The 13625-nt window shown below is 58.0% G+C and carries 9 protein-coding genes and 3 pseudogenes; 5 read left to right on the top strand and 7 right to left on the bottom strand.

Annotated features, from left to right (window positions below):
* Positions 1-23 precede the first annotated feature (23 nt).
* From MUU54_RS22185 to MUU54_RS22175, 3 genes and pseudogenes are all read right to left on the bottom strand, one after another.
* The gene (locus tag MUU54_RS22185) at positions 24-323 is read right to left on the bottom strand and encodes a DUF982 domain-containing protein (protein ID WP_247246137.1); all 300 of its coding nucleotides are present in this window, start codon (positions 321-323) and stop codon (positions 24-26) included.
* Between the two features lie 71 nt (positions 324-394).
* Positions 395-871 carry an Hsp20 family protein gene (locus tag MUU54_RS22180; protein ID WP_247246136.1) on the bottom strand — a complete coding sequence of 159 codons (477 nt, stop codon included), beginning with the start codon at positions 869-871 and terminating at the stop codon, positions 395-397.
* 216 nt (positions 872-1087) lie between these two features.
* A pseudogene (locus MUU54_RS22175) lies at positions 1088-1266 on the bottom strand (HWE histidine kinase domain-containing protein); the annotation flags it as partial.
* A gap of 22 nt (positions 1267-1288) precedes the next feature.
* Between MUU54_RS22175 and MUU54_RS22170 the strand changes: the two are divergent.
* From MUU54_RS22170 to MUU54_RS25115, 4 genes and pseudogenes are all read left to right on the top strand, one after another.
* Positions 1289-1699: pseudogene (locus MUU54_RS22170) on the top strand (transposase domain-containing protein); the annotation flags it as partial.
* Between the two features lie 310 nt (positions 1700-2009).
* Positions 2010-2366, top strand: coding sequence for a response regulator (locus tag MUU54_RS22165; RefSeq protein ID WP_247246135.1), 357 nt, complete (start codon positions 2010-2012; stop codon positions 2364-2366).
* Between the two features lie 83 nt (positions 2367-2449).
* A pseudogene (locus MUU54_RS25120) lies at positions 2450-4078 on the top strand (PAS domain S-box protein); the annotation flags it as partial.
* Positions 4058-6463 carry a hybrid sensor histidine kinase/response regulator gene (locus MUU54_RS25115; RefSeq protein WP_376742245.1) on the top strand — a complete coding sequence of 802 codons (2406 nt, stop codon included), beginning with the start codon at positions 4058-4060 and terminating at the stop codon, positions 6461-6463. The pseudogene MUU54_RS25120 and the gene MUU54_RS25115, both read left to right, overlap by 21 nt.
* A gap of 296 nt (positions 6464-6759) precedes the next feature.
* Here the strand turns inward: MUU54_RS25115 and MUU54_RS22155 are convergent, their stop codons facing one another.
* Entirely contained in the window at positions 6760-7239 is a 480-nt protein-coding gene (locus MUU54_RS22155; protein WP_247246133.1) for an MgtC/SapB family protein, read from the bottom strand.
* Between the two features lie 467 nt (positions 7240-7706).
* On the opposite strand from MUU54_RS22155, the gene MUU54_RS25110 reads away from it, so the two are divergent.
* Positions 7707-7925, top strand: coding sequence for a DUF982 domain-containing protein (locus MUU54_RS25110; protein WP_376742244.1), 219 nt, complete (start codon positions 7707-7709; stop codon positions 7923-7925).
* A 72-nt stretch (positions 7926-7997) separates the two neighbouring features.
* On the opposite strand, the gene MUU54_RS22150 is transcribed toward MUU54_RS25110, so the two are convergent.
* The 3 genes from MUU54_RS22150 to MUU54_RS22140 all read right to left on the bottom strand — a co-directional run bounded on the left by MUU54_RS22150 (position 7998) and on the right by MUU54_RS22140 (position 13496).
* Entirely contained in the window at positions 7998-8186 is a 189-nt protein-coding gene (locus tag MUU54_RS22150) for a hypothetical protein (RefSeq protein WP_247246132.1), read from the bottom strand.
* Positions 8187-8288: 102 nt separating this feature from the next.
* Complete coding sequence (locus tag MUU54_RS22145; RefSeq protein WP_247246131.1) at positions 8289-8612, bottom strand: hypothetical protein; 324 nt, start codon at positions 8610-8612, stop codon at positions 8289-8291.
* Between the two features lie 1662 nt (positions 8613-10274).
* A complete protein-coding gene (locus MUU54_RS22140) occupies positions 10275-13496 on the bottom strand; it encodes a PAS domain S-box protein (RefSeq protein ID WP_247246130.1) in 3222 nt (1073 codons plus the stop codon).
* Positions 13497-13625 lie beyond the last annotated feature (129 nt).

The following is a 13625-nucleotide window of genomic DNA, read 5'->3' as shown; positions in this document are numbered from 1 at the left end:
GCATTCCGTGCATGTCAGCCTCCTTAGCGAACGTGCGGATCTTTGTCGTGCCGGCGATGGGAGGCGATGATGACTTCAGGGTCTGGCGCTAGCAAATCATGCTTTTCTGCAAAGGCTGCGAAGAGGCCCCGCGCAGTCTCCGCTTCAATCTCGCCGCGCAGTGCTGCGCCACAAGCTCTCAGCGCGATCGAATGCACCGCATCCTCCATCGACGCGGGCCATTCTGCGAGATGCCGGTAGGCATCCATGACGGTGCGGACCTCAGCCGGAAAGCCAAGGCCGACAAGGATGGTAACAGGTTCTTTGAACACATCGGGTTTCATGACGCTCTCCTTCCCAACCCGCGATGTCGGCGGGCGCCGTCACGACGGCACCCGTTCTTTCAAAGTTGCGATTAGGCAGCCTTCTGCGCTTCGATTTGCGCTGGGGCGACCTCTTGCGCGAGAGCCGGGTTGGTCTGGATATCGATCCTCCGCGGCTTCAGTGCCTCCGGGATTTCGCGAACGAGATCGATCGACAGCAGACCGTTGTGCAGATCGGCGCCGTTCACTTTGACATGGTCGTCAAGCTCGAACCGGTGCTCGAAGGGCCTGCCGGCAAGACCGCGGTGCAGATAGCATTCGCCGGAAGCTTCCTGCTTCTTGCCGGCGACCGTCAGCAGATTGGACTGGAAGGTGATGTCGAGATCGTCCTGCGCATAGCCTGCGACCGCGATGGAAATCCGGTAGCTGTCGTCACCATTCTTGACGATGTCATAGGGCGGCCAGTCGCTGATCGGCCGGGCACGCTGGGCGTTTTCCAGAAGATTGAAGACCCGGTCGAAGCCGACGGTCCAGCGGAACAGGGGTGCATAGTCGTAAGATGTTGCCATAGCCATATCCTCCTTGAAGCAACATGGATACAGAAGCGCCGAAAGGCGGCGCTCCCAGCAAGGCCAGCCCTGTCTTCAGCAACTGGCGGCGACCGATTTGGTTTTGGCGAATTTCCGATTCAAGAGCGCCAGCGGGAAAAAATTTGGAGTGGCAACAGCCGCCAACATCTGCTCAGTCGAGTTCATATCATCCATATCCTGCATGGTGCCACCGACAGGATCCGAGTGTGAGAAAGTCTGGCGCGCGATTGCCTGCACGAGCGCAAACCCATTCTTTATGCGATGCGCAAGTTCACGCATCAGCAGGGTCCGCTCCTCCTCCGCCTCCACGTGCGGCGGCGGCGGTCCTCGAGCTCGTTTAGAAGACGGTCCAGTGTCGCCCCGACATTGGCTAGCAGGGATATCAAGGCCACGCCAACCTGGCTGGCAGCGCAGGCCAAGTGCGTCTTACGCAAGTCTGACCTTGGAAAAGCCCTGGCGTCTATGCTGACGCGGCAGGACGGCTTCCAGTTGTTCCTGGACGACGGCCACGTCGATATCGACTCCAACCTGGTGGAAAACGAGATCCGCCGACCCGCCATGAACCGCCGAAATGCGCTCTTTGCGGGGCACGATGAAGGGGGTCGCAATTGGGCCCGGTTTGCCAGCCTGATCGGCACTTGTAAAATGAACGGCGTTGAGCCCTACGCTTATCTGTGCGACCTCTTCACCCGCCTCGCAAACTACCACCTCGCCAAAGACATCGATGCCCTGATGCCGTGGGCTTATGCCACCCGCATCAAGGCCTCACAAGGAGCTCGTCAGATACTATCCGGTGAGCTCGTTTGATGGCTCGTAGATCAACCTCAGATCGCTGCAACTGAAAAATCTACGGGACTTAGACGCCGCATACAGTTGAGATACAGTGGCGACGCGACGGAAGCGACATCGTGCTCACTTGGAGCGAGAGTGGAGGCCCGCCTGTATTGGAACCAACGAGGGAAGGGTTCGGGTCCGTTTTGATCGAAAGGGCGTACCCCCGTGTCACGTGCACGAACCTCTAAGGAGTTTCGCACCGAGGGCCTCATTTTCAAGCTCGCTTTTTTACCGGAACCTGATGCACCTTCCGGAGTTATCTCGCCTTCGGGTGGGATAGAACATGAGAGCCAAAGTACTGATTGTCGAAGATGAGCCTCTTCTCCTGATGCTCGCAGCAGAACTCGTTGAGGAAGCTGGCATGGAGTCCGTGACGGCGAGCAATGCCGACGACGCGATCGTACTTCTGGAGCAGGATCCCGGCATCCGGATCCTTATGACCGACATCGACATGCCTGGCAGCATGGACGGGTTAAAGCTAGCTGCGGCGGTGCGCGACCGCTGGCCACCGATTCAGATCGTTGTGGTGTCGGGAAAGCAGCGTCCACGCGTTAGCGACCTTCCAGCACAAAGCGTGTTCCTTTCCAAGCCCTATGACATCTACAGGCTCTCAGAAACTCTTATGAAAATGGCAGCCTGAGGCGGAAGCAAAATCAGCAGGGTTCCGCCTTCCTCTTGCAGGCACAGTGCCCTACATAGATCGCGCAATCAGCGATTGGTTTCATGGCGCTTCACGAATTTGACTTCCTCGCCGCCGACGGCGAACTTGCCACCTTGATGAAAGAGATCAACTGGGCGTCCACCACTCTTGGGGCGCCGCGGCAGTGGCATCCGTCCCTCAAGATGGCGGTCGCAATGATCCTGAAATCACCAGTCCCCATGGCCACAATGTGGGGCGATGACGGCGTGATGGTCTACAATGATGCTTATGCGGCGATAGCTGGAACAAGACATCCGGGCTTGCTTGGAGCCAAGGTCCGGGATGCCTGGCCGGAGGCGGCAGATTTCAACCAGCATGTGATGACGACTGTTCTCGGCGGTGGAACGCTGTCCTATCGCGAGCAGCATCTGACCCTTCACCGCCAGGGACATGACGTCGACGCCTGTTTCGACCTCGACTATTCCCCCATTCCCGACGAGAACGGACGGCCGTTAGGTGTGCTAGCGATCGTCATCGAAACGACCGACAAGGTGAGGTCGGAACGGTGGCGAACAAGTGAGCTTGCTCGCCTCCGGGCAATGTTCGAACAGGCTCCTGGCTTTGTTTCACTGATGCGGGGGCAGGATCACGTATTTGAGCTGGTCAATGAAGCCTATTTGAGACTTGTCGGATTTCGAGACGTCATCGGCAAGACCGCTCGAGAGGCCCACCCCGATTTGGAGGGGCAAGGCTTCTTCGACATGCTCGACCAGGTATTCTCCACCGGCACACCATTCATCGGCACCGCTTTGCCGATCACCTTCAACGAACCAGACGGAGCCGAGGATAAGTTCATCGACCTCATCTACCAAGCTGTTCGCGACCCGGAAGGCAAGATCACCGGCGTGTTCGCACAGGGCCACGATGTCACGGACAGGGTGCTTGCTGAAAAAGCTCTGAAGGCTGGCGAACGTCAGAGCCGGCAGATTTTCGATGGCGCTGTGGATTACGTTATCCTCTCACTGGATCTGGACGGGCGGATCCAACGCTGGAACGAAGGCGCGCGCCGCATCTTCGGATGGGGTGAGGACGAGATCCGTGGACAACACTGGGACATCTTGTTCACACCGGAAGATCGGTCAGCCGGGGCGTCAAGCCAAGCAATGGACGCGGCCCTAAAAGCCGGCACGGCACACCATGACCGCTGGCACGTGCGCAAGTGCGGAGAGCGGTTCTGGGCCAGCGGCTCCATCAGCAGCTTAGTTGACGAACAAGGACAGCCCGCCGGATTCGTGAAGGTTCTTCGCGATCGGACGGAAGAGCACCTCGCCGCGGCCGCTCTTAATGAAGCTGAAGCTCGTTTGAGACGGGCGCAGGAGGCGGGCGGCGTCGGCGTCTTCTCGCTCGATCTGAACACGAACATCCTCAGTCCTTCGCCGGAATTCTGCAAGATTTTTGGGCTGCAACCCGTCGACGCCATCTCGGTTGAAGATGTTCAGACGCTGATCTTTCCCGAAGACTTCCGTGTTGCGTCCGATCCGGACTCGAGGAGAGCTGGCACAGCACCGCTGGATGTAGAATACCGGATCCGTCGTGCCGGCGACGGCGAGGAACGTTTGATCGCGCGCAGGGGAGAGTATGACTACGGCCCCGAGGGCAGACCAATTCGCCTTGCCGGCGTAATCCAGGACGTGACCGAGAAGTACAAGGCACAGCGGGACCTGCGCGAGAGCGAGGAACGATTTGGAGCGCTCGCGCAAGCACTGCCGAACCACGTCTGGACGGCGCGGGCTAATGGCGAGCTCGACTGGTTCAACGAGCGCGTCCACGATTACTCAGGCAAGTCATATGACGAGCTCCATGGTAACGGCTGGGTCTCTATGGTTCATCCGGAGGACCTGCCCGAGGCCGCTGCGCGCTGGGAATCTGCCCTTTCTAGCGGGGAGACCTACGAGGCAGAGTTTCGCCTCAGACAGGCGAATGGAAGCTACCGGTGGCATATCGCGCGGGCAGTTCCCGTCAAGGATGAGCGCGGCCAAATCCTCAGGTGGATCGGGACAAACACCGACATTGAGGAGCAGAGGGAAACGCGGGCAAAGCTTGAGGAGCTCAACAAGACGCTGCAGCAGCGCGTTGCCGAACGGACTGCAGACCGGGATCGCATGTGGCGTTTGTCCACGGACATCATGTTGGTCGCGGACTTCGATGCCACCATCGTAGCCGTCAACCCGGCATGGGGAGCGATCTTCGGCTGGGAGGAAGACGAACTGATCGGCCTGTCCTTCATGAACCTTGTTCATCCGGACGATGTTGCCGCAACGCTTGTGGAAGTTGGCAAGCTCAGCGAAGGCGTCACGACATTCTCCTTCGAGAACAGGTATCAAACCCGACATGGTACCTATCGCACCATCTCCTGGACGGCTGTGCCGGACGACGCGTTCATTCATGCAGTGGGTCGTGACGTAACGGAAGAACGCGCGGCTGCCGAGGCTCTCAGGAAGACCGAGGCTGCCCTGCAGCAGGCGCAGAAGATGGAATCCATCGGCAATCTGACTGGCGGCGTCGCGCATGACTTCAACAACCTCCTTCAGGTCGTCGCCGGCAACCTTCAGCTTTTGGCCGCAGACATCACCGGAAACGAGAAGGCGCAGCGGAGAATTGCCAACGCGCTTGCAGGTGTGGATCGAGGTTCGAAACTCGCATCTCAACTTTTGGCCTTCGGCCGCAGGCAGGCTCTCGACCCCCGTGTAGTCAACATAGGCCGTCTCATCGGCGGCATGGATGAGATGCTCCGCAGAACGATTGGCGAGGGCATCGAGGTCGAAAGCATCGTGTCTGGGGGGCTGTGGAACACATTGGTGGACCCAACTCAGATCGAAAACGCACTTCTCAACCTCGCTATCAACGCGCGCGATGCGATGGACGGTTTCGGCAAGCTGACGATTGAGGTCGGCAACGCGTATCTCGACGATGTCTACGCACGTTCTCACGAGGACGTCGTGCCGGGACAGTATGTGGCCCTTTCCGTCACCGACACCGGAACCGGCATGTCACCTGAGATCGTCGCTAAGGTGTTCGAGCCATTCTTCTCGACCAAGCCCGATGGAAAGGGAACGGGTCTTGGCCTATCGATGGTCTACGGCTTCGTCAAACAAAGCGGCGGACACGTCAAGATCTACAGCGAGCTTGGCCAAGGAACCACCGTCAAGGTCTACCTCCCGCGCTCGATGGAACAGGAAGACATCCAGGTCGATCACGGAGAGGAGCGGGTTCAGGGGGGACAGGAGACGATCCTCGTTGCCGAAGACGACGATGCAGTCCGTGCCACCGTCGTCGAGATGCTTCAAGATCTGGGCTACCGCGTTTTGAAGGCACCGGATGCGAGCGCAGCTCTTTCAATTATCGAGAGCGGGATCGCGATCGACATGTTGTTTACCGACGTCGTTATGCCAGGTCCTCTCAAGAGTCCTGAATTGGCACGCAAGGCGAAGGAAAGGCTCCCTAACATTGGGATTCTGTTTACCTCCGGCTACACTGAAAATTCAATCGTGCATGGTGGAAGACTCGATCCGGGCGTGCAGCTCCTGTCTAAACCCTATACGCGCGAGGCGCTGGCTCGAAAGATACGCCATGTTCTTGCAAATGAAGAGCAGGTCGCAACCGCAGTGAAACAGCTTGCGAGAGTGGAAGCAAGGCCACCTCAGCAGAGGTCGGCCCACCTCAAGGTGCTGCTCGTCGAGGATGACGTGCTGATCCGGATGGGTACGGCTGACATGCTGACCGAGCTCCAGTACGAGGCGCTCGAAGCTGGCTCTGCAGAAGAGGCACTCGATCTCCTTCAGAACGAGCAGGTGGACATCGTTGTAAGCGACCTGGGCCTTCCTGGGCTATCGGGAGAAGAGCTCTGTCGCGAGATCCGTCGTCGCTGGCCGCAGATCGGTATTGTCGTCGCAACTGGTGCAAACAAAGCTCCGGTGTTGGACGATCCTAGGAGAACTGCCCTATTGCCTAAGCCACATGGGGTAGATGAACTGAGACAGGCGCTTGAGGCTGTGGTTCCAGACGCCCAGTCGCGGGATGGTCTTGAACGCCGTTGATGGTGGCCTTGACGATGACGGGGCGGCTACTACAGGCATCGAAGTCACTCAGTTTCGAGCTGTCCAGCACCTCCGGGACACCACCAGAGTTTGCTCTGCTCATCATTGCAGAAGGTGCTGAAGCCGTGGGGATTGCCCTAGATCGGCAGCGCCTTGAGGTGAGCTTTCGCCAAACTAAGCGTGTCGGTCCGCGCGGCGTCAGTCGTACAAGCTGCCAAAGGGCTGCCTACTCCAACGGACGCGGCGGAAGGTTGGCTGCCTATTCTTCAGCTATGGGAAAAATGGCGCTTCAGGGTCTATACTGAGGTAGATTGCTTTGGCAGGATGAGGGGGACTGCGGCGAGAATGATCAGAACTATCGCCGTCGATAAGATAGCGGTCGCTTCCAATCCGAGACCGGCGATCACCCCAATCCCGGCTGTTGCCCATACGTTTGCCGCCGTCGTCAGCCCCTCGACCTGACGCTGTCTTGATCGGACCATGATAGCGCCGGCGCCCAGAAAGCCAATCCCCTGCACGATGCCCTGCAGTACACGTGAGAGGTCCCCAATTCCCATGCCGCTCTGCAGCGGACCTATGACGAAAAGTGCCGCGCCAACGGCCACAAGCATATGAGTTCTAACGCCAGCGCTTCTCCCTTTGCGCTCGCGCTCGTATCCGAGAATCCCCCCAAGTGCCGCCGCGATCGCGAGGCGCACTGTGATGAGGGTTATGGTAGACGCGTCCGGAAGGTCAGAGAATTCGCCGACGAGCGTCGACCATATTTCCTCTCCCATGGCAGCATCCTAATCCTTCGCAGAGTCGGCAACTCAGGTTGACTGCCATACAACAATGGAAGTCGCAAATCCAAAGATGATGCTCCAGTCTTGTCTTCTGCGCTGGCAACTGGACGGACCACTTTTTGGAGCGCTAGCTGTCGGTGTTGGAATGGAGGCGCGAAGCGGCGACTGTTTCCGCTGTTGGCACAAACAGCTATGGCTTCGCTCCGGTGAATGGCATTTGAGGAATTCGACCCCGAACTAAATGGCTGAGCTGTCACATCGGTCAGTTTGCCAAGGTTGAGGATGCAGGCAAAAAGTGGTCACGAGTAAGCTCCGCAGAATTGTATGCACTGCCTGCAAGTCAGGATATCTTACAGGTGGGCCGGATATCAGCAATCCTGATCAACCGGAACGTTTCAATCAGCTTCTTGTTGAATCCGAAGTTGAGTTCGGAGTGCCGTGTCATGCGTGGCGCGTAGAGAATCGCTATCGAGGTCGAGTTAGGCGCCGTCGGCTCCTACCGAGTGATATCCGACACCGTCCAGGCAGCGGAAGCGCTGGCATATCAATGGCCTGTGAGGACGGGGCCTCAGTGGCTTACTGCGATGCAGGCTTGCCTAGATGCATTAGAGGTTCAGGTCGACGCGGAGGTTGCGCGTAAGTCGTTCATTGCGAGCCGTCAACGTTGGTGTGAGCATTAGGCCGTGGCAAAGGGACTTCCCGCAGGGCAAGTCAGTCAAAAGCCGCTGGACGAAACGCCGTCGTGACTGACACTAATGTGATATCCGCCGCATGATGACGCCAGCAGGTTCGTCGCCTGTACATTTGTCCAGCAGCAGTTCAGCCATGCTCCGACCTTCTCTGCTGGAAGGTTCAATTTGTTGCTCCGCGCACAGAACACGATGCACTTCTGACAACCGCTTGATCTGCTCAGCCGTATAAACGGATTTCTGCATCGTCATGATACCTCCGATCCGCCCTTATTCAGTCATCGCGAACTGGGGCTGTCAAGAAAGTTGTCGCACAGTGATCATCGTCGTCTCCCGTACGCTCGCTTCGGCCTTCTAACGCACGCCTGCAGAAAGTTTGAAGACCATAGCCTCTGCCTTGGATGCAAACTCCACGTCTGCACCTGGCTCGTCGCCGGAATGGATGCGAACAACGTTCGCCCATCTGAGCCCCGCGAGCATGTGGTAGATGTAGATCGAGATCACCGCTTGCCTTAAATAGGTCTGCCCAAGGATGGACAGGTCCTCGTTCTCGTTCTCAGGGTCCATCAGGGCGCTGAAATGAAGATCGGCACAAAGCGGGCGTTGAAGCACACCAAAGGTCGCGCCACGTATGGCATCTTCATCGACCTTGACGAACACGGTGCAGCGTTCAGGCATTCACACCCTCACAGACAAAGACCTTCACAACTTATGCGGGACGCATAGACTATGTGCCACCGTCTTCGTTCCAGCTACGCTGGCGGGTTTCCTTAACGCGCCTCCAATCTTGCTTCTACCTAACACCAATCGTCCTCGACTGCTTCCTCTTGCGAAGCTGCCTTGCAAATGGCAGAGGGAATTGTCTTACTGCCCCTGGCGTGAGCGGGTAACTGGCTACGAGAGGCGGAGCTGGCGAACTGTTACTGTTAGCTCGGAGACAACGTTTGGATCGGTCACTTCGTGTACCGTGACAATATCTTTGAGGCGAGAGAAGGGGATAAACGTCCCCAGACGTTGATCACAGCGACACAACCGCAATCCGTCATACTCAGTTCGCTTGCAAGGAAGTTTCGCTCTTCTTCTTTGTCGTATACAGCAATAACGTACATCTTTGTTCCCCTAGTACAGGCTCTGTAACCTCTAGAGTAGAATTATTGCCTGTAGCTTACCGAGCGGCAGTGCCGCCAGCCCATCCATCTCAAAAGAAATGCTGTAGCAGTGGTTGAACGATAGTGCTTTCGCGTTCTGCTCCACATCACTGTTCGCCACTGGCTTTTAAGCACATCTGTTCTTCAGCCGCCTTATTTGACGCCGAGATTGAAATCAGCTTCGACGTGGGAACTATGATCGGACTGGTGACTTAACGATGCCTGGAGGACCGATGAAGGGCGATTGGGATAACCGATATCAGATGCGGCAGGAAGATGACGGCACCTGGACAGTGTTCGACACGACTGCGACTTCAGGGCGGGAGAACCGAATGATGGTCGGACTGACGGAGGTCCGGGCGCAAACTTATGCCGACCGCTTGAATGCTCGGCAACCGTACCATGGTCGCGAAAAGCGTGATAACGGCTTAGCTTGAAGCTTCTTCGGAACACAATGAATTGCTGGCGGTGCGCGTTGGATGGCAGCTGAGATTTTGTCTCCACTGAGGGAAACCATTTTTACTTTGGAACACTCGCGGCCAAGCCGGGTTCGATAATCGAGCCACGAGGGCGGTCTACCCTCCCGCCCACCCAATAACCGCCTTCGCGACTCCAACTCAAGTGTCACGATCTCCCAGTCCCCCGCTTCGGCGGGGTCTTTTTTGCCCCAACATCCGCGCTTGGGGCATCTCAAAGCTGCCGAGGGTGCTGCTGGCGTGCCGGTGCTGTAGCTAGCCATGACTTCTGCTGAAGCCTCTGCCGCTCAGCTGTCCACCTGCAGCGCGGCGGCGTTCTCTCGAGCTTATTCACGAAGGTTGGGCTCTTGCCCAAGCTCTAGCAAAGGCCGGCCAAAGGTCGGCAAGCGTTAACGATCGAGCAGTGTGAACATCCGCTATGAGGTTGAGCGGTCAATCGTGAGGACATCCCATTGAAGGCATCGCTGGCTTCAACTTTGTTGGGAAGAGGCCGCCAATCCACATGGTTACGCGATACGTCACGACAGAACCGGATCGTACTCCTCAAACCCAAGATAAGATCTCCATGGCAACGGCGCCGGCGAGGAGGGCTAGCGCTAGATAGCCAATCAATCCCCATCCCCGAAACACTGACAAAATCCTTTTCATCTTTGCCTCCTCCTGGGCGTTAGCAGCACGAGGTTATCGCTCAGAAATGACAGTCAGCCGGCACCTCGCTACGATCCCATTCTTCTTAAGATGTCTGGGATATCCGCCGCCGGAACCGGGCGAGAGAATAAATATCCCTGGGCTTCATCGAACCCTTCGGCATTGACTGCATCAAGCTGTTCCTGCGTCTCGACACCTTCCACCGTCGTCGTGATCCCCAGGCTGCGTCCGATGCCGGCAACCGCGCGGACGATCGCCAGCGATTCCTTTCCCTCTGGCAGGTCGCTTATAAAGCCGCGGTCGACTTTGATCTTGTCGAAGGGAAAGCTGCGAAGATAGCCAAGTGATGAGTAGCCGGTACCGAAGTCATCCATGGCGATCTTCACGCCGAGATGTCTGAGCTCCTGCAGAATGTGCAGGTTTGCTTCGTTCTCATCGAGCATAACCGACTCGGTGATCTCTAGCTGCAGGCGCGAGGGGGCCAGACCTGAAGCTTCCAGTGCATCGGAGACGATCTTCACAAGATCTCCATCCTTGAACTGCAATGGCGAGAGGTTGACGGCGACACCTATGTCTCCCTCCCAACCTGACGCCTGCTCGCATGCCGTTCGCAACACCCATTCCCCGATCGGGATGATAAGGCCGGTCTCCTCGGCGACCGGAATGAAATCTGCGGGCGAAACCATGCCCTTATCAGGATGGCGCCAACGAACGAGGGCTTCACAGCTGCTCACCCTACTGGAGGATAAATCGACAAGCGGCTGGAAAAACAGATCGAGCTCATTGCGCGCAAGCGCGTTCCTCAGCGCCACCTTCAGCTCCTGCCGCGCCTGCATATGAACATCCATACCAGCGGCGTAGCGCCGGAACGTTCCCCTGCCATCCGCTTTCGCGCGATACAGGGCCACATCGGACGCCCGAATGAGATCATCGACCGTTGTCCCGGCCGCCGGTGCGAAGGCTAGCCCGACACTGGTGCCTATACTGACCACCAATCCTTCGAGGTCGAAGGGCTTCTGCAGGTTTTCGATGATGCGCTTGGCGAGCAGATCAGCATCTTCGCTCCGCCGTACCACTGGCTGAACAATGACAAACTCATCTCCGCCAACGCGTGCGACTGTATCCTCCTCCCGAATGCAGCCATGCAGCCGATCGGCTACCTGGCGCAGTAGCATGTCGCCGACAGGATGCCCGTAGGTATCATTGACAGGCTTAAACCCGTCCAGATCCAGGGTCAGCACCGCGAGTTGCGCGCCCGGCGCCATCGCAGATAGGCTGCGTTCCAGCCGCTCCCGCAACAGCAGACGGTTCGGCAGGTTGGTTAGAGCGTCGTGGCGGGACATGTGAAGAATTTGTGCCTGTGCCTGAAAGCGCTCCTGCTCTGCCCGCCTGCGCTCGGAGGTGTCCCTGAAGAAGATTGACAACCCCTCTTCTGTCGGCGACGCATGGACCTCAAGCCACAGTCCAAGAGACGGCAGATACTCCTCGAATGTTACCGGCTGGTTCGCCGCCAGAGCCCTTTTGTATTGGGTCGCAAAGACACCGTTCCGCTCTTCGGGATAGAGGGACCACAGATTTTGGCCGATCGCCTCGTCCCCGAGCCCCAGCAATCGTTTGGAGTTGGAATTGAGATACGTCAGCTGCCAATCGTGATCGACCACGACCACGCAATCCAGGGTGCTTTCCAACACCACTGCTAGCGTGTCGGCGGCTACCTCAGCGGCCGCCCGCGCCTCTTCCGTCGCGTCACGAGCGGCCTTGGCGTCGGTAATGTCACGCCAGATCGTCAGTATACGGATGGGTGTGCCATCCTTGCCGAATACCGGCGCCGCAATGACGTCGACGCAAAGGTCCTTTTTGTTGATAGCTTTGACTGAGGCCTCGAACCGAGCGGTCTTGCCCTCGCGTGCCTGGGTAAGTGCTTCCTGAACCTTCGCGGCGTCTCCTGATGCGATCAGCCTGTCCCACCGCTGACCTTTCAGGTCCGCATCATCAGAGAGGCCAAACATCTCACGACCGGCCCTGTTCATGAGAAGCGGCTCACCGTGCAGGTCGAGGAGCCGAACGCAGTCCGGGCTGCTGTCGAAGATGCTCCGGATGAAGGCTTCGCTCTCCTCCAGAGCAACCTCGGAGGCCCGCCGCTCCGAAAGATCAAGAACCGAGCCCGCATAACCAAGCAACCTGCCATCTGGTGCCAGCCGCGGCTCTCCGACATCGATGACCCAGGCCCAGCTTCCGTCCTTGCGACGCAGCCGATATTCCGCCTGCACGCTGGCGCGAGTTCTGCTTGCCTCCTCAAAGCTCGTCGACACGATGTCCCGGTCGTCAGGATGCACCGCATCCAGCCACCCTTGCCCTAGCGCCTGCTCTTCCGTCTGCCCGGTGGTTTCTAGCCAATTGCGGTTGAGGTACGTCGTTGAACCGTTCGCGTCCGTCATCCAGATCATCACCGGGACACTGTCGGCGATCAGTCGGAAGCGAGACTCGCTTTCTCGCATTGCCTCTTCAGCACTTTTACGCTCGTGAACGTCCTCAAGCAGCCCATACCATCTGACGACGCGTCCGTGCTCATCCCGCCGAGCGGCGGCACGATTTCTGACCCAGCGAAAGCCGCCATCGGGCCCGCAAATGCGGCATTCCACATCGAACGAGTTGCCGGTGGTTACTGAGGCCACCCAAAGCTGTTGAACAGCCGGCAGATCATCAGGATGAACAGCGGTCTCCCAGCCCGAGCCATAGGCCGCTTCAGGCGCCCGACCGGAAAGACGAGACCACGTCGGGCCAACCTCAATGACCTCCCCAGCGGCGTTCGCAACCCAAGGCACCTGGGGATGAAGCTCTACCAGCGAGCGATAGTGCTCCTCACTTTCTCGCAGGACGCGCTCGGCTTGTCTTAGGTCTGTTACATCGGTCAATACCACGACCACCAGTTTCTCCCCCGATCCGGGAAGAGCAACGCGGTGCTTGTGTGTCACGAGGGTCCGGCTTCCGCCCTGAGAAGGGGTGATCGACTCCTCAAAGATGCGCTCTTCGCCGCTCGCGAGGATCACCTGATCTACCGCAACGATGGTGTCCGCTTCCTCCTTTGGCAGAAAATCATGATCGGTCCGACCAACGATCTGATCCGCAGAGACGCCAAGCAGAGCGCATGCTGGTGCGTTGACATGGACGAAGCGTGAATGCTCGTCTTTGACGATAACAGGGTGAATAAAGCCGGAGAAGATGGCCGAGATCACCTCGACAGCGCCACGTTCCCACGCAGGAAACTCGTCGCCTAGCTTTGCGGGCATGGCAATACCTTTCGGACTTCAAGTTGCCGCAATCTAGCCGGCATTACCAACTTAGAACGCGTTTCCGACGCGCCGGTTGTTTTCGAGACGCATGATGCAGCCATTCACCTTGGCCATCAGGAGGTCGAG

It is taken from the genome of Pseudorhizobium tarimense (assembly GCF_022968135.1).
GTDB classification, from domain to species: Bacteria; Pseudomonadota; Alphaproteobacteria; order Rhizobiales; family Rhizobiaceae; genus Neorhizobium; species Neorhizobium tarimense.
The sequence above is the reverse complement of the archived record's forward strand: the minus strand, read 5'-3'. Positions and strand labels throughout refer to the sequence as shown.